The sequence below is a fragment of the Arthrobacter sp. SLBN-122 genome (assembly GCF_006715165.1).
Lineage (GTDB): Bacteria > Actinomycetota > Actinomycetes > Actinomycetales > Micrococcaceae > Arthrobacter.
This window is the reverse complement of record NZ_VFMS01000001.1, coordinates 2,704,502-2,724,445: the sequence shown is the minus strand read 5'-3', so window position 1 is coordinate 2,724,445 and position 19,944 is coordinate 2,704,502. Positions and strand designations below refer to the sequence as shown.

At 66.6% G+C, this 19,944-nt stretch carries 21 protein-coding genes and 1 tRNA gene; 11 read left to right on the top strand and 11 right to left on the bottom strand.

Annotated features, from left to right (window positions below; genetic code table 11):
* Positions 1–59: 59 nt before the first annotated feature.
* A complete protein-coding gene (locus FBY36_RS12770) occupies positions 60–740 on the bottom strand; it encodes a response regulator transcription factor (RefSeq protein ID WP_142119926.1) in 681 nt (226 codons plus the stop codon).
* Entirely contained in the window at positions 737–1,969 is a 1,233-nt protein-coding gene (locus FBY36_RS12765; protein ID WP_142122623.1) for a sensor histidine kinase, read from the bottom strand. Before FBY36_RS12765 ends, FBY36_RS12770 begins: the two co-directional genes overlap by 4 nt.
* A 204-nt stretch (positions 1,970–2,173) precedes the next feature.
* On the opposite strand from FBY36_RS12765, the gene phoU reads away from it, so the two are divergent.
* Complete coding sequence (gene phoU, locus FBY36_RS12760) at positions 2,174–2,836, top strand: phosphate signaling complex protein PhoU (protein WP_142119924.1); 663 nt, start codon at positions 2,174–2,176, stop codon at positions 2,834–2,836.
* A 212-nt stretch (positions 2,837–3,048) separates the two neighbouring features.
* Here the strand turns inward: phoU and FBY36_RS12755 are convergent, their stop codons facing one another.
* Positions 3,049–3,795, bottom strand: a complete 747-nt coding sequence (locus tag FBY36_RS12755) for a phosphoglyceromutase (RefSeq protein ID WP_142119922.1) — start codon at positions 3,793–3,795, stop codon at positions 3,049–3,051.
* Between the two features lie 98 nt (positions 3,796–3,893).
* Between FBY36_RS12755 and FBY36_RS12750 the strand changes: the two genes are divergently transcribed.
* On the top strand, positions 3,894–4,739 hold the full coding sequence (locus FBY36_RS12750; protein ID WP_142119920.1) for a class I SAM-dependent methyltransferase: 846 nt from the start codon (positions 3,894–3,896) through the stop codon (positions 4,737–4,739).
* Between the two features lie 20 nt (positions 4,740–4,759).
* Here FBY36_RS12750 and FBY36_RS12745 read toward each other — a convergent pair whose 3' ends face one another.
* Together FBY36_RS12745 and FBY36_RS12740 are read right to left on the bottom strand one after the other, a co-directional pair.
* Entirely contained in the window at positions 4,760–5,113 is a 354-nt protein-coding gene (locus FBY36_RS12745; RefSeq protein WP_026266062.1) for a DUF2516 family protein, read from the bottom strand.
* 9 nt (positions 5,114–5,122) lie between these two features.
* The gene (locus FBY36_RS12740) at positions 5,123–6,313 is read right to left on the bottom strand and encodes a trans-sulfuration enzyme family protein (RefSeq protein ID WP_142119918.1); all 1,191 of its coding nucleotides are present in this window, start codon (positions 6,311–6,313) and stop codon (positions 5,123–5,125) included.
* Positions 6,314–6,448: 135 nt separating this feature from the next.
* On the opposite strand from FBY36_RS12740, the gene tmk reads away from it, so the two are divergent.
* The 6 genes from tmk (at position 6,449) to FBY36_RS12710 (ending at position 11,225) form a co-directional block, all read left to right on the top strand.
* Entirely contained in the window at positions 6,449–7,123 is a 675-nt protein-coding gene (gene tmk / locus FBY36_RS12735; protein WP_142119916.1) for a dTMP kinase, read from the top strand.
* On the top strand, positions 7,120–8,283 hold the full coding sequence (locus FBY36_RS12730; RefSeq protein WP_142119914.1) for a DNA polymerase III subunit delta': 1,164 nt from the start codon (positions 7,120–7,122) through the stop codon (positions 8,281–8,283). Before tmk ends, FBY36_RS12730 begins: the two co-directional genes overlap by 4 nt.
* Entirely contained in the window at positions 8,280–9,848 is a 1,569-nt protein-coding gene (locus FBY36_RS12725; RefSeq protein ID WP_142119912.1) for an alpha/beta hydrolase, read from the top strand. The genes FBY36_RS12730 and FBY36_RS12725 overlap by 4 nt, the downstream gene beginning before the upstream one ends.
* A 104-nt stretch (positions 9,849–9,952) precedes the next feature.
* Positions 9,953–10,025 (top strand) — tRNA-Thr (locus tag FBY36_RS12720).
* A gap of 177 nt (positions 10,026–10,202) precedes the next feature.
* A complete protein-coding gene (locus FBY36_RS12715; protein ID WP_235008818.1) occupies positions 10,203–10,445 on the top strand; it encodes a hypothetical protein in 243 nt (80 codons plus the stop codon).
* A gap of 117 nt (positions 10,446–10,562) precedes the next feature.
* Complete coding sequence (locus tag FBY36_RS12710; RefSeq protein WP_142119910.1) at positions 10,563–11,225, top strand: hypothetical protein; 663 nt, start codon at positions 10,563–10,565, stop codon at positions 11,223–11,225.
* A gap of 73 nt (positions 11,226–11,298) precedes the next feature.
* Here the strand turns inward: FBY36_RS12710 and FBY36_RS12705 are convergent, their stop codons facing one another.
* Positions 11,299–12,543 (bottom strand): NAD(P)/FAD-dependent oxidoreductase, encoded by a 1,245-nt coding sequence (locus FBY36_RS12705; RefSeq protein ID WP_142119908.1) that lies wholly within the window; start codon positions 12,541–12,543, stop codon positions 11,299–11,301.
* 130 nt (positions 12,544–12,673) lie between these two features.
* Here FBY36_RS12705 and FBY36_RS12700 point away from each other — a divergent pair, with 130 nt between their 5' ends.
* The 3 genes from FBY36_RS12700 (at position 12,674) to FBY36_RS12690 (ending at position 15,114) form a co-directional block, all read left to right on the top strand.
* Complete coding sequence (locus FBY36_RS12700; RefSeq protein WP_142119907.1) at positions 12,674–13,672, top strand: hypothetical protein; 999 nt, start codon at positions 12,674–12,676, stop codon at positions 13,670–13,672.
* Between the two features lie 394 nt (positions 13,673–14,066).
* The gene (locus FBY36_RS12695) at positions 14,067–14,828 is read left to right on the top strand and encodes a hypothetical protein (protein WP_142119905.1); all 762 of its coding nucleotides are present in this window, start codon (positions 14,067–14,069) and stop codon (positions 14,826–14,828) included.
* A gap of 100 nt (positions 14,829–14,928) precedes the next feature.
* Positions 14,929–15,114 carry a hypothetical protein gene (locus FBY36_RS12690; protein ID WP_142119903.1) on the top strand — a complete coding sequence of 62 codons (186 nt, stop codon included), beginning with the start codon at positions 14,929–14,931 and terminating at the stop codon, positions 15,112–15,114.
* A gap of 151 nt (positions 15,115–15,265) precedes the next feature.
* On the opposite strand, the gene FBY36_RS12685 is transcribed toward FBY36_RS12690, so the two are convergent.
* From FBY36_RS12685 to FBY36_RS12665, 5 genes are all read right to left on the bottom strand, one after another.
* A complete protein-coding gene (locus FBY36_RS12685) occupies positions 15,266–16,111 on the bottom strand; it encodes an aldo/keto reductase (protein ID WP_142119901.1) in 846 nt (281 codons plus the stop codon).
* 117 nt (positions 16,112–16,228) lie between these two features.
* Positions 16,229–16,672: a hypothetical protein gene (locus FBY36_RS12680; protein ID WP_142119899.1), complete on the bottom strand. Its 444-nt coding sequence runs from the start codon at positions 16,670–16,672 to the stop codon at positions 16,229–16,231.
* Positions 16,673–16,679: 7 nt separating this feature from the next.
* Entirely contained in the window at positions 16,680–17,306 is a 627-nt protein-coding gene (locus tag FBY36_RS12675) for a bacterial proteasome activator family protein (RefSeq protein ID WP_142119897.1), read from the bottom strand.
* A gap of 78 nt (positions 17,307–17,384) precedes the next feature.
* The gene (locus tag FBY36_RS12670; RefSeq protein WP_142119895.1) at positions 17,385–17,588 is read right to left on the bottom strand and encodes a YbdD/YjiX family protein; all 204 of its coding nucleotides are present in this window, start codon (positions 17,586–17,588) and stop codon (positions 17,385–17,387) included.
* Positions 17,588–19,885: a carbon starvation CstA family protein gene (locus FBY36_RS12665; RefSeq protein ID WP_142119893.1), complete on the bottom strand. Its 2,298-nt coding sequence runs from the start codon at positions 19,883–19,885 to the stop codon at positions 17,588–17,590. The genes FBY36_RS12670 and FBY36_RS12665 overlap by 1 nt, the downstream gene beginning before the upstream one ends.
* Positions 19,886–19,944 lie beyond the last annotated feature (59 nt).

Genomic DNA, 19,944 nt, shown 5'->3' with positions numbered 1-19,944 from the left:
AGGGAGGGCCATCCAGGCCCTCCCTTTTGTTATGCCTTCCGGGCTTGTCCCGGCTCGGCCTACGGCTCGAATTTGTACCCGAGGCCGCGGACGGTCACCAGGTAGCGCGGTGCGGAGGGGTCCGGTTCGATCTTGCCGCGGAGCCGCTTCACGTGAACGTCCAGGGTCTTGGTGTCGCCCACGTAGTCGGAGCCCCATACCCGGTCGATCAGCTGGCCGCGGGTCAGTACCCTGCCCGAGTTGCGCAGGAGCATCTCCAGGAGCTCGAACTCCTTCAAGGGAAGCAGGACCTGCTCTCCGTCCACGCTGACCACATGCCGTTCGATGTCCATGCGGACCGGACCCGCCTGGACGGTTGCGGAGATCAGTTCCTCCGGCTCGCCCTGGCGGCGCAGTACTGCCCTGACACGGGCCACCAGCTCCCGTGAGGAGTAGGGCTTGGTGACATAGTCGTCCGCACCGAGCTCCAGGCCCACCACTTTGTCGATTTCCGAGTCCTTGGCCGTCAGCATGATGACGGGAACGCTGGAGCGCTGGCGGAGCTGGCGGCACACCTCGGTGCCGGAGAGCCCGGGCAGCTGCAGGTCAAGCAGGACCAGGTCGGCGCCGTTGCGGTCGAATTCGGTGATGGCGTCAAGGCCGTTGTCCACCACCTCAACCTCGAACCCTTCTTTGCCCAGCAAATAGGACAAGGGGTCGCTGAACGACTCCTCGTCCTCGACAATCAAAATCCTGCTCAAGCGCTGGCTCCTCGTTCTGTTGCGCCGGCGGCGCGGGGTACTTGAGTGAGAGTTAGCTTCTCCGGCGCCAACGCCGGTGCTTCCGTTGCGGCCGGCACGGTCTCGTCGTCCTGGCCTTCCATCTCGGGCAGCCGGAGGGTGAAGGTGGACCCCTGCCCGGGCTGGGACCACAGGGTCACTTCGCCGCCGTGGTTCGATGCCACGTGCTTCACGATGCTCAGGCCCAGGCCGGTGCCGCCGGTGTGGCGGGACCGGGCGGCGTCCACGCGGTAGAAGCGTTCAAAGACGCGTTCCTGGTCCTCGGGGCTCAGCCCGTCCCCCTGGTCCGTGACGGAAATCGAAACCAGGCCTTCCCGGGAACGGACACCGATCCCCACCCGGGTGTTGGCTGGCGAATAGCGGATGGCATTGTCGATAAGGTTCCGCAGCGCCGTCACCAGCAGGTCCTGGTCGCCGAAGACCTTGCCGTCGGCGCGGCCGCCCACCACAATGCTGATGTTCTTGCTCTCCGCGGGAAGCTGCGACCGGTCCACGGCCTCGGTGATGACGGCGTTGATGTCCACCGGGCCGCCCTCCTGCGTCACGCTGGCGCCCTGCAGGCGGGAAAGTTCGATGATGTCCTGGACCAGGGCAGCAAGGCGGGCCGATTCCTTGTGCATGCGCTTGGCGAAGCGGCGGACGGCTTCTTCGTCGTCGGCGGAGGATTCCAGCGCCTCTGCCAGCAGGGAGATGGCACCCACGGGGGTTTTCAGTTCGTGCGATACGTTTGCGACGAAGTCGTTGCGGATCTCTTCGGTGCGGGTTATTTCCGTCCGGTCATCGGCCAGGAGCAGGATGTATTCCTCGCCGAGCATGGCGGCACGGACCTGGACGATGATGGTTCCCTTGCCCAGCGGCCCGCGCGGGAGTTCGAGCTGCTTTTCCAGGATGACGCCGTCCCTCCGGACTCCGGCCGTCATGTCCAGGAGTTCCTTGTGCACCACGGTGTGCCCGCGGACCAGGCCGTAGGCGTATGCGGCGGGGCTGGCACGGACCACGCCGTCCACGTCATCCAGCACCACGAAGGCACGTCCGACGACGGCGAGCACTTCCGCTGCGCCGGCCGGCAGCGCCAGCTCCCCGGCGTCGACATCGAGCAGCTCGCGCTGCTTCTCGCTGACCCGGTAGGCGAGCACGCCGAACGTGCCAAGCGCCAGGCCGACAAGACCGGCTACCAGACCAATGAGCATAGGATCCACAGCTCCACTTTATGCTCTCGCCTTCAACCCCCTGCCGCCTTCAGGCCCATCCGGCAAACGGTTCAACTAACGTTCATCTATGGGGGCATAATCGTTTACCCGGCGGTGACAGAGTTGGTGGTCAGAGCGCCTCATGGCGACACGATTCCTGCTGCCCTGGAGCGGCCGCGGGAGTTCCAAGGAAAGGACGCCTACGTGCGTAAGGTTTTTCAGGAAGAGCTCACCCAGGTCGGTGACCAGCTGGTGGAGATCTCCCGGCTGGTCAGCGAAGCGATCAACAAGGCCACTACCTCATTCCAGGTAGCGGACGTCGATCTCGCGCAGGATGTCATCGCCGCGGACGCGCGCATCGACTTCCTGCAGAACAGCCTCGATGAGCGGGCCATCGACATTCTGGCGTTGCAGGGTCCCGTCGCCAGCGACCTGCGCATGATCGTCGGTTCGCTCCGGATGAGCGCATCCCTCGAGCGGATGGGTGACCTGGCCCGCCACATCGCCCAGCTGGCCCGTCTCCGGTACCCGTCCACGGTGATTCCGGAGTCCATGAGGGAGACCTTCAACCGGATGGCCGAACTCGACCAGGAGATCGCCGACAAGCTGACGGTCCTGCTGGAGAGCCGCGACCTTGAGGTGGCCAGGGATATCCTCAAGGCCAACACGGCCATCAATGACCTGCACCTGAGCGTCTTCAAGGCAATTGCTGCCCCTGACTGGAACGAATCCCCCGCCACCACCGTAGACGTCGCCCTCGCCAGCCGCTACTTCGAGCGCTTCGCCGACCACGGCGTCTCCGTCGCCCAGAAGGTGACCTACCTGGTCACCGGGGCATGGCAGCCGAACGCCACCGAGCACAGCTGAGGCATCAAGAGCGTATAAGCGGTACATACGACGGCGGGCTGGCCACTTAGGTGACCAGCCCGCCGTCGTCGTTTCACCTTTGACGCAGCGCGTTCTTCGGCCGGAGTGCGTCTAAGGGTGGGCCCACGACGTCAGGGTTCCCTGCCCGAGCTTGCGAGGTCAGGGAGACGTTGGGGCGAACGACCGAGCACCCGGCGAAGAACCGCGAAGTCCTACTTCTTGCCCTGGTTGGCGACGGCCAGGATGGCCTCTTCGGCAGCCTCGGGGTCAAGGTAGGTTCCACCGGGCTTGACCGGCTGGAAGTCCTCGTCCAGTTCGTAGACCAGCGGGATGCCGGTGGGGATGTTCAGGCCTGCGATGGCTTCATCGCTGATGCCGTCAAGGTGCTTGACCAGGGCACGGAGAGAGTTGCCGTGCGCGGTGACCAGGACCGTCTTGCCGGCCTTGAGGTCTTCCTTGATGTCCGATTCCCAGTAGGGCAGGAGCCGCACCAGGACATCCTTGAGGCATTCAGTGCGCGGCAGGGCGTCGCCGAGGTCCGCGTACCGGGGGTCGTGGGCCTGGGAGAACTCGGAGTCGTCATCCAGGGGCGGCGGCGGGGTGTCGTAGGAACGGCGCCATTCCATAAACTGCTCTTCGCCGTATTCGGCCAGGGTCTGGGCCTTGTCCTTGCCCTGCAGCGCGCCGTAGTGGCGTTCGTTGAGGCGCCAGTCGCGCTTGACCGGAATCCAGCCGCGGTCGGCCTTGTCCAGGGCGATGTTCGCGGTGTTGATGGCCCGCTTCAGCAGGGAGGTGTAGAGCACGTCCGGGAGAATGTTGTTCTCCACCAGCAGCTCACCGCCACGCGCTGCTTCCGCGCGGCCCTGATCGTTCAGGTCAACGTCCACCCAGCCGGTGAACAGGTTCTTGGCGTTCCATTCGCTGTGGCCGTGGCGCAGCAGAATCAGCTTGTAAGTCATGATTTTCATCCTAGCCGAGCAGTGTTGCCGCCCGCCCAGCGTTACAAGGCCGGCTGCCGTACGCCCGCCTCCCCAAGCGGCGGGGATAGGGTTGTGCGGTGGTTCAAAAGGCTGAACGGGTGAACGCCCCGCAACTTTCCGGCAGGACGCCCGGCGCCCGGCAGGGCCGTCCGGTGGGCAACGTCACCCGCGGCACCACCAATCCCAACCGGATGCGCCGCGTGGACCGCTGGCTGACCGGACCGCAGGCCTGGCGCCTGCGGTCCGCGGCCGACCCCCTCGTCGTCGACCTGGGCTACGGCGCAACCCCTGCCACCGCCGTCGAACTCCATGAAAGGCTCGCTGCCGTCCGGCCGGACGTGCGGGTCTGCGGGATCGAAATCGAACCCGGGCGCGTCCGCGCTGCGCTTCCCCTGCAGCGGCCCGGGCTGTCCTTCCACGTGGGCGGCTTTGAACTCCCTGTTCCAGGCCGTCCGGTCCTGGTCCGCGCCTTTAATGTCCTGCGCCAGTACGAGGAAGCCGATGTCCAGGGCATCTGGCGGCTGGTGCAGGACAGATTGTCGCCGGACGGCATCTTCGTTGACGGCACGTGCGACGAGATTGGGCGGCGCGTGACCTGGGTGGCGCTGGACCAACAGCGTCCGTTGTCCCTCAGCATCTCCGTGCGCTTCGGCAGCCTTGACCTGCCCTCGGACGTGGCCGAACGGCTTCCCAAGGTATTGATCCACCGCAACGTCCCAGGCGAGCAGGTTCATGCCTTCATGCAGGCGATGGACCGGGCGTGGCTTGAAAGTGCACCTCTTGCCTCGTTTGGCAACAGGCAGCGCTGGGTGGGGATGTGCCAGAGCGTGCGCGACGCCGGATGGCCGCTCCAGGATGGACCGGCCCGGTGGCGGCTGGGCGAACTCACGGTGGACTGGGAGGCGGTGGCCCCGCTGGGTTAGGGAGCCGGGTTAAGCGCTGATCACCAGGGGCCGTAGGGGCCCATGTTGCGGCTGCCGCCGCGGCCGGCGTCCTTTACCGCGGGGCGGACGTCGGCCAGGTAGACGGAGGCGGCCACCACTGCAGCGAGCCCGAAGAGGCCCAGGGTGCTGATGATGCCGCCGCCGGCACCGAACAGCGAGATGATGCCCACCAGCAGCGCGCCACCGGTCAAAGCAAGCCAGAACGTCTTGGTCCGCTTGCCCGTGGCTTCGAAGGCGTTGGCCCGGTGCCGGGCGCAGTCGACGAACGCCCACAGTTCAAGCCCCAGCGCCACCAGGCCAAGAATAAAGAACACTGCCTGCTCTACGTACGCGATGATTATTCGACCGTCCACAAGCCCAGCCTAGCCCTCCAGCGTGTCCAGCGCCTGTTTCAGGTCGGCCCAGAGGTCCTCGACGTTTTCCACGCCGACACTGAGCCGGACCAGGTTCTCCGGCACGCTTGCGGGTTCGGCTGCGTGCCGGCGCCGGCGTTCGATCAGGGATTCCACCCCGCCCAGGGACGTGGCAGGCAGCCAGAGCTCCAGCGCCTCCACCAGTTTGTCCGCGGCGTCGGCACCGCCCAGGCCCGCCGCGGGTGCCACCTGGATGCAGATGATGGAGCCGAACCCCTTCATTTGCGCTTTGGCCCGGGCGTGCCCGGGATCGGTGTCGAGGCCGGGGAACCGGATGGATTCAATGCGGGGGTGCCCGGCGAGCCGTTCCGCGAGGACCATCGCCGACTCCTGCGACCGTTCCACGCGCAACGCGAGGGTCCGCAGGCCCCTCAGTGCGAGCCAGGCTTCGAAGGGACCGGCGATGGCGCCGTGGATGATGCGGTGGTGGAGCAGCGATGAACGGATGGCCGGGTTGGAGGTGACCAGCGCACCAAGAACGACGTCGGAGTGCCCGGCGAGGTACTTGGTCACCGAGTGGAGGACGACGTCGGATCCGAGCAGCAGGGGCTGCTGCACCAGGGGCGTGGAGAAGGTGTTGTCCGTGACAACGATTGCCCCGACAGCGTGGGCGGCCTCCGCGACGGCGGACATGTCCGCGATCCCCAGCATGGGGTTGGTAGGGCTTTCCAGCCACAGCATGGCCGCGGCTTTCGACGACGGGCCTCTCGGCGCCAGGGCGTCCTTCACCGCACCGGTGTCCGCGATGTCAACGGTCCGGAGTTCGATGAAGCCCTTTTCGGCGAGTTCCGAGGCCATCACCAGCGAACCGGAGTAGCTGTGGTTGGGCATGACCAGCACGCCCCCGGCGGGAATAAGGGACAGCGCCGAACTGACCGCCGCCAGCCCCGATGCGTAGAGCAGGCCGGGAAGAGCGGATCCTTCAAGCTGGCCGAGCGCCTCCTCGAACGGATCCCAGGTGGGATTGGAGTAGCGGCCGTAACCCCGGTCCCCGTCCCCCAGGGGGCCGGTGCCGAAGTAGGTGGAGGAAAGGGTAATGGGAGGATTAACCGGCTGGTCCCTTTCCCGCGGCGGCCGCCCTGACGCCACCACCACGGTCTCGGGTGAAAGGGAAGCGGCCTGATGCTCGGAAAGACTCATGGTGAAAAGCGTACTGTTCCTCCCGGATCCGCCGGAAAGCGGTGTCGCTTTGTGGACTGGCGCCGTTCACATGGCAGCCGCCTTCCAGGCAGTTCCGGGTCGGGAAATGTCGGCACGCCTCGGTAGGCTTGAGAAGTGAATAAACAGAGGGCCGGCGCATTCATCGCTTTCGAAGGCGGCGATGGTGCCGGCAAGTCCACCCAGGCGGCCAGGCTTGCGGCGGCACTGGAGTCCCGTGGCTACACCGTGCTGCGCACCCGTGAACCCGGCGGCACCCCGGTGGGCGAGAAGCTGCGGTCGCTGGTGCTGGACCACGGCAACGGCGACATCGATGCCCACACGGAAGCCCTCATATTTGCCGCTTCCCGTGCCGCCCACGCCAGCCAGGTCATCCGCCCGGCTCTGAGCCGCGGTGAGATCGTGCTGACGGACCGGTACATCGACTCCTCCGTGGCCTACCAAGGGGCCGGCCGCAACCTGGGCCTGGAGGCGGTACGTTCCCTCAATGAGTGGGCCACCTCGGGCCTCCAGCCCCACCTCACTGTCCTCTTGGACGTAGACCCCCAACTTGGCCGCCGGCGCCGCACTGCCGGCCAGGCAGCGGAAGACCGCCTGGAATCCGAGGCCGACGAGTTCCACACCAGGATCCGGGAAGCTTTCCTCAGCCTCGCCGCCGGCCGCCCGGAGCGGTACCTGGTCCTCCCGGCCCACCTGCCGGTGGATGAGCTGGCGGGGCAGATCCTCGCCCGGGTGGATACGCTCCTGGCCGTTCCCGCCCCGGCAGCGGCCACGGACGGCGGTGCCTCATGACCGTCTGGGATGACCTCCAGGGCCAGCCCGCCGTCGTCGAACAATTGCGCCACGCCGCAAGCGGCGAAGGCCTGACGCACGCGTGGCTGTTCACCGGTCCGCCGGGGTCCGGCCGGTCCAACGCCGCCAAGGCATTCGCTGCCGCCTTGAACTGTGACCAGGAGGACGTGGGCCTGCGTGGCTGCGGGCAGTGCCAGGCCTGCCACACCATCCTGGGTGAGACCCATTCGGACGTGACGTTCGTGCGCACCGAGAAGGTCACCATCACCATTGACGAGGCCCGCGAACTGGTGGCGACCGCGGGCAACCGGCCATCGTCCGGGCGCTGGCGGATCATCGTGGTGGAGGACGCCGACCGCATGGCCGAGCGGACCACCAACGTGCTCCTCAAGGCCATCGAGGAACCCACACCGCGGACCGTGTGGATGCTCTGCGCACCCTCCCCCGCCGATGTCCTGGTCACCATCCGTTCCCGCTGCCGCAGCGTTGCCTTGCGGCTGCCGCCTGCCTCGGACGTGGCAGCGCTGTTGGTCCGGCGCGACGGCGTGGACCCTGCCCTTGCTGAGCAGGCCGCCCGTGCTGCCCAGAGCCATGTGGGCATTGCCCGGCGACTCGCCAGGGATCCCGCCGCACGGGAGCGCCGCCTGGAGACAGTCCGCTTTCCGCTTGGGCTGCGCGGTGTAACTGCTGCGGTCATGATGGCGGACAAGCTGGTCAAGATCGCCACGGCAGAAGCCAACAGCTCCAACGAGGAGAGGGATGCGGCGGAGAAGGCTGCCCTCCTGGCGACCCTGGGCGCACCGGAATCAGGAACCCTCCCCCCGGCCATGCGCAGCCAGCTCAAACAGCTTGAAGACGACCAGAAACGGCGGGCCAAGAGATCCATTACGGACTCCCTGGACCGGACGCTGACGGACTTGTTGTCCTTTTACCGGGACGTCCTGATCATCCAGCTTGGGAACGCCGTGGAGTTGGTCAACGTTGAGCTGAGAAGTGAGCTGGAAGACTTTGCCGCCCGCTCCACTTCGGAAGCCACGCTGGCGCGAATGGATGCCATCAACAAAGCCCGTGAACGCATCACCACCACCAACGTTGCCCCGCTGCTGACCATTGAGTCCATGGCTGCCAGCCTGATCCAGCCCTCCAAGGAGACCCGATGACTGCCCGCCCCCTGCCCGCACGCCACAGGTCCATCGGTGTCGCCGTCCGCGCCGCCGGCGCAATGGCCCTGGCGATGGTTCTGGCCTCATGCAGTCTCCTTAATGGCGGCGACAAGAACCCGCCGGAGGCTGCCACCGCCAAGGCCGACCCCTCAATCGTGGCGTCGGCTCCTGCCGGGCTGGAGAAGTTCTACTCGCAGGAAGTCGTGTGGCAGCCCTGCGAAGGGGAATTCCAGTGCGCCAAAGTGACCGTGCCCATGGATTACGGCAATCCAGGCGGGGATACCATCCAGATTGCAGCGCTCCGGGCCGGCAGCACAGGAAAGAAGACCGGCAGCCTCCTGGTTAATCCCGGCGGCCCCGGGGCCTCCGGGTACGACTTTGTGAAAGATGCTGCCGGGACACATTTTTCAGCGGCTGTCCGCAACGCCTACGACCTGGTGGGCTTCGATCCGCGCGGCGTGAAGCGCTCCGCCCCGGTCACCTGCCTGACGGACGCGGAACGTGACGCCGCGCGTGCCAAGACCTACTCGTATGAAACCGACGCCGGGCTGGCGGAGGCACTGGCTGACACCAAGGCCATCGCCGACCAGTGCGCGGCACAGACAGGCCCGGTTTTGGCGCACATCGATACCGTCAGCTCCGCGAAGGACCTGGACGTGCTCCGCGCCGTCGTCAACGACTCCAAGCTGAACTACCTGGGATACTCCTACGGCACCTTCCTCGGCTCCACCTATGCCTCGCTGTTCCCGGACAATGTGGGCCGGATGGTCCTCGACGGCGCCCTCGATCCATCAATCAGCAATGAGGACTTGACCAGCGGCCAGGCGCGCGCCTTCGAAAAAGCCCTGCACAGCTACGTAGCCAGTTGCCAGAGGCAGGGCAAGTGCCCCCTCGGCGGCGACGTCGACTCCGGCGTACAGCAGATCCGGGACCTCATCAATTCCGTACAGCAGACACCCCGCACTGCCAAGGACGGCCGGCTGGTGAATGGCACCACGCTGGTGAGCGGCCTGATTACCCCGCTTTACAACGACCAAAGCTGGCCGGCCCTAACCCAGGCCCTGGAAGCTGCCGTGTCCGGCGACGTCAGCCTCATGCTTCGGCTTGCCGACCTCGGGGCCGACCGTTCCCCCGATGGTTCCTACACGTCCAATTCGACGTTCGCCTTCAACGCGATCAACTGCCTGGACTACCCCATGGTTTCGGACACCGAAGGCATGCGCGCGGAGGAGAAGCGGCTGGAACAGGACTCCCCCACCCTGGGCTACTTCTTCGCGTACGGCGGGGTCACATGCGCTGAGTGGCCCTACAAGAACGTGCGTACGCCGGCCGCGGTGGAATACAGCGGTGACTCCCCCATTGTGGTCATCGGCACCACGGGCGACCCCGCCACGCCCGTTGACTGGGCCGCGTCGCTGCGCAAGCAGCTGGGGAACGCTTCCCTGCTGACGTGGAGGGGCGAAGGGCACACCGCCTACGGCCGGGCCAACAGCTGCCTGGAGGATTCGGTGGACAACTATCTGGTCAGCGGCAAACTGCCGGCCGACAACACGGTGTGTTGAGGATCGCAGAAGCCCTTGCCCGGCCATTTTGACCGCGGCGGCGCGACTCTATTACAGTTGACTCTTGCATGAAGCGCCCGGTTCCGCCGGGGATTTCATGCGGTGCTTCCTTAGCTCAGTCGGTAGAGCGTTTCACTCGTAATGAAAAGGTCATCAGTTCGATTCTGATAGGAAGCTCGGGATAAACCCCGGACAGCCCTTCTTTTAGGGGTTTCCGGGGTTTTTCGCTGGTTAAGCGGGTGGTACTGCCTAAGGGCAAGGCACGCTCACGGCACGGCTGATAAGTGATGCCAAGGCCCTTTTTGCGGAATCACGGGCAAGCGTCCCCGGTACTTTCGCCCCGGCACCGCCTACATGGACGATGTCGCCGTAGACATCCTGAACGCCTTGGGTGTGAAGCCTGCGGGATTCAGCATCAATGGCGACGGCGGCGCAACCTATCCTGCCGCCGTCGTAGCCAAAGAGGTGGGAAGGGCACAGGCAGGTGACGTGGTCATCTGCCACGGCAACCACCCCAACGGTGGAACGGCGGATGGCATGAAGCAGTCGCTGGACAAGCTCCTGGCGGCCGGATTGTCCTTCACCCATCTGCCCTGAGAATGAACACAACGCCGGCTGGCGGGGTCCCCGTCGATCCGATACGTTGACAAGGAAGCCCTGCCCAGCAGCGTACGGCTAAACCAGTAAGCCGGCGCCGAACGTGAGGAACCCGCCATGCCGGAACAGCGCAGCACCCCCACCATCGGCTGGGTCCCGGCTTGGGCCGATCTTCAGGAGCGCACGGCGGAGCCCGTTAATGGAGGCTTCGTCGTCGGGGATGCCGGGCAGGCGGGCAATGGGCAGATGGGCGAAGGACAAACGGCCGGGGGACAGGAGTACGTGGCGGCCTGGCCAGGTCCTGCCACCGAGGAGCTGGCCACCAAACCGGTGGGCGGGGCCGGCGCGCGCCTCACCCTGGTCTGCTCCGAGGCTGAGGCCATTGGCGACCCGGACGGGCTCAACCGGGTTTCGGAGCGGGTCCTGCTCATGGCTCCGACCGCCGAACTGAACACAGCGGTGCAACTGCCGGAAAACTCCCAGGTGGCCCTGGCACCCATGGAGACCTACGACGCCGTCGAAATTACTGTCTTTGACCGCCCCGCGGCGAGGGGCCGCATCCAGGTGCGGGACGACTTCGCGGCGGTGGCCATCACGGAACTCCCGGACGGTCCGCAGCAGGCGGCCTTCGAACAGGGCCTGCTTGCGGCCATGGCTGAGGAGGCATTCCTCCATGGCGCCGAGTACCTGCACATGGTGGTGGACCCGGACGTCGCTGACCGCTACGAGGCATCCGGTTGGACCGTGGCGGGCCGCCTCCTGAGTTTCACAAAAAGCTGACGACGGCGGCGGCCCGGCTTGGCCAACAATGACCGGGGGTCGGGGGCGAGACACCCAGATCCGCGCGGCGAACCTAGTCCGGTCTGCCCACCACGACCTGCGCGGGACTGTGGGTGACATAGCCGTTGGCCCACGAGAACAGCGCCCTGACCTTCTGCTGGAATCCGGGCAGCAGGGCGAGGTGGACCGCCAGCCACGACACGAATGCCAGGGGTCCCTGCAGTTGCAGGCGCCGGGGCCCCAGCTCCGCCACGGCTGCCCCGCGGCCCACCATGGCCATATAGCCCTTGTCCACGTAGCGGAAGGGCTGCCGCACGCCCCCGGTAAGGTCAGCATGGATGTTGCGGGCCGCCCATTTGCCTGACTGTTGTGCGACCGAACCCAGCTGCGGCAATTTGTTTCCTGCGGCATCGGTGATGTTGGCAGAGTCCCCCAGCACATACACCCCCTCGAAGTCGGGGACTGTCAGGTCGGGCTGCACGTCCACCCTGCCGCCCCTGCCCTGCTTCAGGCCGGACTCCGTGATGATCCGGCCGGCCTGCAGGCCACCGGCCCACACCACAATGCGGCCAGGAATGACGGTGCCATCCTTGAGGCTCACGCCGTCGGGACGCACGTCGCCGACTGCCTGCCCCATGTGCAACTGCACGCCCAGCTTGGTCAGGCGGTCGCGGGCGTACGCCTGCGATTTCTCCGAAAAGGCGGCAAGCACGTTCGGAACCATATCCACCAGGTGGACATGGCACCGGGCGGCCAGTCCCGGCGTGAAGTACTTGGGCAGAATGTACTTGACGTTTTCCGCCAAGGCGCCGGCAGTCTCCACACCGGTGGGACCACCGCCCACCACAATCACGTCGGCTTCCGCTGCCGCCGGCTCGCGGTCGGCTTCGTCCAAAACGGCGGTGATGGCAGCACTGAGCCGCGTTGCATCCGCCACCGAGTACAGCGGGTAGGCGTGCTCTTCAGCGCCCGGGGTGTTGAAGAAGTTCGGCACGGCCCCGGTGGCGATGACCAGGATCCTGGCCCGGTAGCTTGAGCCGTCTGCGGTGGTGACGGCGCGGTTGGCCGCGTCGATCGAGGTCACTTCCGCCGTCAGGACCCGCACGTTATTGATCTTGCGGAATTCGGAGCGGAGCGGCCGGGTAACCGCCGAGACGCCTATCTGGGAGGCCGCCACCTGGTAGAGGAGCGGCTGGAATTGCTGGTAATTGTTGGCATCGAGCAACAGCACCCGGACGCCCTTGCGGCCCAGCTCCTCAGCCGCCGTCTTTCCGGCGAAGCCGCCGCCAACCACGATGACCTGGTATGAATCGTCCATTCGTGCAACATACCCCTACGGGGCGATGAACAACAGGGTGCCGTTGCCACTGCAGGCGGCAGGCGTCCTGTCCGCCGAGCCGGACGGGTGACCGGCCGGCCGGCCGCAGCACGGCACCTAAGATGGCGGCATGGAAGACGAAGCCCTGGCGGACATTGCTGACAGGCTGTACGGCGGGCCGCTGGACGACTTCGTTGCGGCCCGGACCGCAGCGGCAAAGGACGTTGCGCGCCGGGACAAGGAGCTGGCAGCAGCGGTCCGGGCCCTGCCCAAACCATCCGTGGCCGCGTGGGCAGTCAACATGCTCGCCCGGTTCCGGCCGGACGTGCTGGCTGGCCTGGGCGGGCTTGGGGAGCGCATGCGGGCGGCCCAGGAGTCGCTGGATGCGCCTGCCCTCCGGGAACTGGGGCGGGAGCGCCGCTCCGTGCTGGCTGACGCCGTCGACGTTGCCCGGTCTGTTGCCCAAGAACAGGGCCGCTCCATCAGCGACGCCATCGCCGCCGACGTTGAGGAGACCCTGCGCGCTATGACGGCAGACGAGCGTGCTGCGGCTGCCGTGGGCAGTGGCCGGCTGCTGAAAGTGCTGACCGCCGACGGCATCAACGACGTGGACCTGGACGGGGCAGTGGCCCTCCCCGGTTTGCTCCCGGCAGCGCCCGCCGGCAACCGTGCCGGCCCTCCCCCGCCTGCGGTGAAGGGAACAGCGGCGAAGGCAGCAAAGGCACCAGCGGCAAAGACACGGACGACGGCGGAGCAGGCGTCGCAGCCACCGCGCGCCAAACCCCGGCTTGAGGCAGTGCGACAGACACCGCGGCCGGCGTCGCTGCCGGCGCTGGAAAGGGCCAGGGCCGCGCTGGCCGAGGCCCAGGCGACCGAGGAGGAAGCCTCCCGGCTGGCACGTGACCTGCAGGTGCAGGAGGAACGGATGCGGGCGGAAACCGCGGAACTGCAGCAGGAAACGGCTGAACTTCGAACCCGGCTCAAGGCCGCCGAGGAAAGCCTGGAACGCTCCCGCAAGGGGCTTGCCGCCACTTCGGCGGAGGCGAAACAGGCGGTGCGGGCGGCCGGCAAGGCCAGCCGTACTGCCATGCTGGCGCAGGAACGCGTCCTCCGCCTGGCCAGCAGCTGAGAGGCGGCAACGTATTGTGGAAGTCCCCTCGCCCCGGGTGCCGGCAGGACCTACTCTGGAGCCATGGACGCCGCAGCAGCACATGCCTTTGCGATTCCACCGGTAGCAGTTCACCGCCCCACGACGGCCGCGGAAGACGCCGTCACCCTCGCGGCCGGTGTCTGGCTGATTACCGGCACCTACGTCGACGGCTGGGCCCACAAACAACCTCCGCGGCCTGGAGACGTTCTTCACACCGTGGCACGCCATCCTCTACTCGGGCTTCGCGGCCTGCGCCGTCTGGATCGCCGCCCTGACCTGGCGCCGGCACGCCCCCGGGACCCGATGGCAGGATGCAATCCCCGCCGGCTACGGCGCTGCGGCGGCCGGCGTCATGCTCTTCCTGGCGTCGGGGATGGGCGACTTTGCCTGGCATTCGCTGTTCGGCATCGAGCAGAACATCAGCGCACTGTTCAGCCCGTCCCATCTGGGACTCGCCACCGGCGCCTTCCTCATCCTGGGCGCCCCTTTCTCGGCAGCATGGCACTCTCCTGACCGTGCCTGGCCGCAACTGGTGCCGGCGTTCGTGAGCGCCATGCTGGCCGGCATGGTGGCGGCGTTCATCCTGCAGGAGTTTGCGGTCTTTGCCCGCCATGGCCTCATCCAGACATACTCCAGCGCCGCCGGGACCCTGCCGGCGGTGACGGTTCCGACGTCGTCGAGCATCATGGTTTCCCTGGCCTCATTCCTTGTCTCGACCGTGGTGCTCTTCGTTCCCGTCCTGTTGCTGTCACTGCGGTGGCGGTTGCCGGCCGTGGTGCCTGCGGCGATGGCGCTGGTTCCCTCCGCAGTCCTGCAGATCATGGTGGCCCTGCGGGATGCCTGGTTCATTCCGGCGGCCCTCGCCGGTGCCGTACTCGTGGGATTGGTGTGGGCAGCAGTGCGTCCTGCCCCGGACCGGCCCGCGCGGCTCATGACCGCGGCAGGCCTGGCACCGGTCGTCTTTTGGGCCCCGTATTTCGCCGCTGTGGCACTGCATGACGGGACTCTCAGCTTCCAGCCCGAGATCTGGACCGGGACCCTCACCTGGTGCGGACTGGCAATGCTGTCGCTGGCCGGACTCGCGCTGAAGGTGCGGCCGACGCCGGAAGCCATCCCGGATTCAGGGACCAACTGACCCTCCAGGTGCGCCGCCAGACCCGCCGCCGTGGCAGGTCCCTGCAACACGCGGCGCGCTGGTTCCTGGGAATGTCAGACCCTGGTTGCACACTGGATTTATGGAAACCCACGCTGTACAGGAATTTCACGTAACGTACTTTGACGCCGACTGCGGCCGCACGCGTTCAGAGGTCTTTGAATCGCTTGAAGAGGCCGAACGCTTCGCGTGCCGCCACTGCCATGGCGAAGACAGCTGGGCCATGGTGGACGCCGTCACAGTAGAGCACGTCCAGATCGCTGCCTGACCGCCGCCGGGAAAGGCCCGGGCCAGCAGCTACTGTTCCGCACCATCGACGTTAAAGGCGTCAGCCCGCGCTGCCCGGCGGTTGCCGGCAGCACGGGCTGACGATGGTTGGCGGATTCCCCGGCCTGTTGGGCCGGTGCCGCCGTCGCGGGTTACGCGAAGTCGGAGACCGCGGGATCAGGGCCGATGCGGCCTTCGCCGCTGGCGGTCCGGTCCAGGTTGTTGATGGCTTCAACGTCCTCAGCGTCCAGGGAAACCTGAAGTGCCGCGAAGTTCTCCTTGATGCGGGACTCGGTGACGGACTTGGGGATGACCACGTTGCCGATGGCGAGGTGCCATGCGATGACCACCTGGGCAGGGGTGGTTTGGTGCTTCGCAGCGATCGAGGCGACAACAGGGTCCTCCAGCAGTTCCCCGCCCTGGCCCAGCGGGGACCAGGCCTGGGTCAGGATGCCCTTTTCGGCTCCGAAGTCCCGTAGTTCGCGCTGGTTGAAGTAGGGGTGCAGCTCGATCTGGTGGATGGCCGGGACCACTCCGGTTTCGTCGATCAGGCGCTGCAGGCCCTCGGCGGTGAAGTTGGAGACGCCGATGGACTTGACCCGGCCGCGCTTCTGGAGTTCGATCAGCGCCTTCCAGGTGTCGACGTACTTGTCCTGCTTGGGCTGCATCCAGTGGATCAGGTAGAGATCAAGCGTTTCGAGGCCAAGCCTGGCCATGGAATCCTCGAAAGCGGCGAGGGTGGACTCGTACCCCTGGTCCGCGTTCCACAGCTTGGTGGTGATGAAAATCTGCTCAGGTGACAGGCCGGAGCTGGCGATGGCACGGCCCACGCCCGCCTCGTTGCCGTAAATCTTCGCGGTGTCGATGTGGCGGAAGCCGGCTTCGAACGCCTGGCGGACAACCTTTTCAGCCACGTCGTCCTCAACCTGCCACACACCGTAGCCGAGCTGGGGGATCGTGTTTCCGTCGTTGAAAGTCAAGGTAGGTGAAGAAGTCATTCCCTCATCCTGCCAAACGTCCCCCCGGCCACGCCCCCGTTTCGGTCAATGTAAGCCACCCGCTTAACCGCAAAATTCTCCTGCCCAAGCGGGAATATTTTCGTGGCACCGGCCCAGCTAGTCCCCGCGAAGCCGCCTCTCGGCGTCGTCCACCTGCTGAAAGACGGCTTCAGCCCGGCGCCGCACCGACGCGGCACCCACCGGCACCGGGCCCACAGCGAGCCGAAGCATAGCCGCCGCTTCCGCGGTGGTCGCGAGCGAATTGCCTGCCTTGGACAGGGACCGGTGCACGTCCGCCAGGCCTGCCGGTATGTCCAGGCCCTCGCTGGGCGCACGCCGCTGTGCCTCCATGCACACCCCCCGGACGCGCTGCAGGACCGCAGCCAGTTCGTTGGCGATCTCCAGCAGTTCGCCGTACAGCTGGTCGTCCTCCACGCCCTCGAGCACCTGGTGGAAGCGGTCAAGTCCCCGTTGGAAGCGGTCGTGCGCGCGGCGCCACAGCCCCTTGCCCAATTCCGCGTCATCTTTGCGCCCCTGTCGGGCAGCGCTGAAAAGGCCCAAGCGGAACCTACAGGTACTGCCCCGGACCGTGGTCCGGGTCCTCACGCTGGCCGGGCCGCGCCTGCGGACCCGGGCGGGCCCCGGCCGGGGCACGCTGCGGCTCACCGTTTTCGCCAATCACGACGCCCGGGGCAATCATGGTGCCCGGCGGCAATTGGCGAAGCTGCAGCTGCGCTGCGGCATGTTCGCGGGCGGCGTTCTGTGCGGCGATGGCGGTCTGGATCCCGTGGAACAGGCCCTCCAGCCAGCCCACCAGCTGGGCCTGGGCGATCCGGAGCTCGGCATCAGAGGGGGTGGCCTCGTTGGAGAACGGCAGGTTGATCCTGTCCAGTTCCGCCACCAGCTCGGGCGCAAGCCCGTCCTCCAACTCCTTGATGGAGCGCGCGTGGATGGCCGCCAGCCTGCCCCTGGCAGCATCGTCCAGCGGCGCGGACTTCACCTCTTCCAGCAGTTGCCGGATCATGGTGCCGATCCGCATCACCTTGGCCGGCTCGTCCACGAGGTCCTGCAGGCTGCTGCCCCTGGGCTTGCCATCGGCGGCGGACGGAACCTGCACGGGGTCCTGGGTGTCGTCAACGGGAGTGCCTTCTACCGGGAGGTCCTCAGGTGCCTGAGTGTCATTGGGATCGCTCATGCGTTCATACTCTCACGGCCCATCCGCCCGGGGTCCACGCATGAAGGCCTGTGGCGGGCTTGTCCGCTGCCGGCTCAATCAGCAGCACCTCCCCTGCGGGTTGGCGTCCTGGCGATCCGTGCGGTCCCGCCAGAACTCGCGTTCCGTGAGGGGTGTTTCCTGGTGCCCGGCCGCCCTGTGGTGTTCCAGGTACTTGGAATAAGCGTCCGCGCCCATGACTCCGCCCAGGTAACGGGCGAAGCCGCGGAATCCATTGGCCACCAGGGCCATGCCGGCGCTCATCAGTGCCCGGCCCGTTCAAGCCGTGCGTCTGCGGGCACCCTTTCCCATTCGGCTGCCAGTTCCCGTTCGGCCGTTGTCGGCACCAGCCCGGCGGGGGCGAAGACCCGCGACGGAACGGCCGGGTCCTCGTTGTCCGTGGTGGCTCTCCCGGCCGCCCTGTCACGGAACGCCTTGACGGTGGCGAGCACCGCCGTCGCGATCACGATGATGGTGAGCACCACGAAGATCACGGACAGCCAGCCCTGGATGGCGGTGTTGCGGACCACGGCTTCCATGGCGGCCACGGTCTTGGCGGTGCCGAACTCCTTCTTGCCGTCGGCCAGCGCCTTGCTGAAGGCGGCGTTGTTGGCGAAGTACCCCACGGCGGGGACGGGCGAGAAGATCTTCTGGAAGCTGGCAGTGATGGTGACCACGGCGGCGAAGGTCAGCGGCAGGGCAACGACCCACAGGTACTTGAAGGTGCCGCGCTTGGCGACGATCGCCAGGCATACAGCCAGCGCGATGGCGGCCAGCAGCTGGTTGGCGATACCGAACAGCGGGAACAGGGTGTTGATGCCGCCCAGCGGATCGGTAACGCCCATCAGCAGCACCGCGCCCCAGGCAGCCACCATGATGGCCGTGCAGAGCCAGGCTCCCGGGCGCCAGGAGGCTTCCTTGAACTTGGGGACGAAGTTGCCGATTGAGTCCTGCAGCATGAAACGGGCAACGCGCGTGCCGGCGTCCACGGCGGTGAGGATGAAGAGTGCCTCGAACATGATGGCGAAGTGGTACCAGAACGCCATCATGGCCGTCCCGCCGATGAACTGCTGCATGATGTGCGCCAGTCCCACGGCCAGCGTGGGTGCGCCGCCCGTGCGGGAGACGATGCTCTGCTCGCCAACGTTTGCCGCCGTTTCGCTGAGCAGGCCGGGGGTGATGTTGACGCCGCTCAGGCCCAGGCTGTTGACCCAGGTTGCTGCCGTTTCCACGGTCCCGCCCGTCAGGGCTGCGGGGGCGTTCATGGCGAAGTAGAGGCCGCGGTCGATCGAGATGGCTGCCACCAGCGCCATGATGGCCACGAAGGATTCCATGAGCATTCCGCCGTAGCCGATGTACCGGGTCTGCCGTTCCTTTTCCACCAGCTTGGGGGTGGTGCCGGAGGAAATCAGGGCATGGAAACCGGAGAGCGCGCCGCAGGCGATGGTGACGAACAGGAAGGGGAACAGGGCGCCGGACAACACCGGTCCGTTCTCGCGGCCGGCGAATTCGCTGAAGGCCGGGACGCTGACTTCGGGCCGGACCACGATGATGGCCAGCGCCAGCATCACGATGACGCCGATCTTCATGAACGTGGAGAGGTAGTCGCGCGGGGCCAGCAGCAACCACACGGGCAGGACCGCTGCGATGAAGCCGTAGATGAGGAGGCCCCAGGCAATGGTCACTTTGTCCAGGTGGAACACCGTGGCGCCCCATTCCGTCTGGGCCACCAGGCCGCCGCCGATGATGGCCGCCATGAGGAGGACGAAGCCGATGATCGAGACTTCCATGACCTTGCCGGGGCGCAAAAAGCGGAGGTAGACGCCCATGAACAGGGCGATGGGGATGGTCATTCCCACGGAGAACACACCCCACGGGCTTTCACCCAGGGCGTTGACGACGACGAGCGCCAGGATGGCCACGATGATCACCATGATCAGCAGGGTGGCGATGAGGGCGGCAGTGCCGCCGATGACGCCGAGTTCCTCGCGGGCCATCTGGCCGAGGGAGCGGCCGCCGCGGCGCATGGAGAAGAACATGACCAGGTAGTCCTGGACCGCGCCGGCGAGGACGACGCCGAGGATGATCCAGATGGTGCCGGGGAGGTATCCCATCTGGGCAGCGATGATCGGGCCCACCAGCGGGCCGGCGCCGGCGATGGCGGCGAAGTGGTGGCCGAACAGGACGTTGCGGTCCGTACGGACGTAGTCCTTGCCGTCGGCTTTGTATTCGGCAGGCGTGGCGCGGCGGTCGTCAGGCCTGGTGATGTAGCGCTCGATCACCTTGGAGTAGAAGCGGTACCCGATCAGGTAGGTGCACACGGAGGCAAAGACGAACCAGATGGCATTGACGGTTTCCCCGCGGACGATCGCCAGCATGAACCATGCGACCCCGCCCAGGAGTGCGATCGCGGCCCAGAGGGCGATCTTGCCCGGCGTCCACCTCCGGTCCTCGGCTTCAAGCCGTGCCTCGTCCACGGCGGGTGGGGGAAGATCCGGGTCCGTCGCCAGTCCGCCCTCCGCCCGGGATCCGTTCTTCCGCTGGTCAGGCGCTTCGGCCATGTCTCCTCCTTGAGAGAGATTTCCCACTTTTGCTACTGGGAACCCTACCAAGGGGTAAC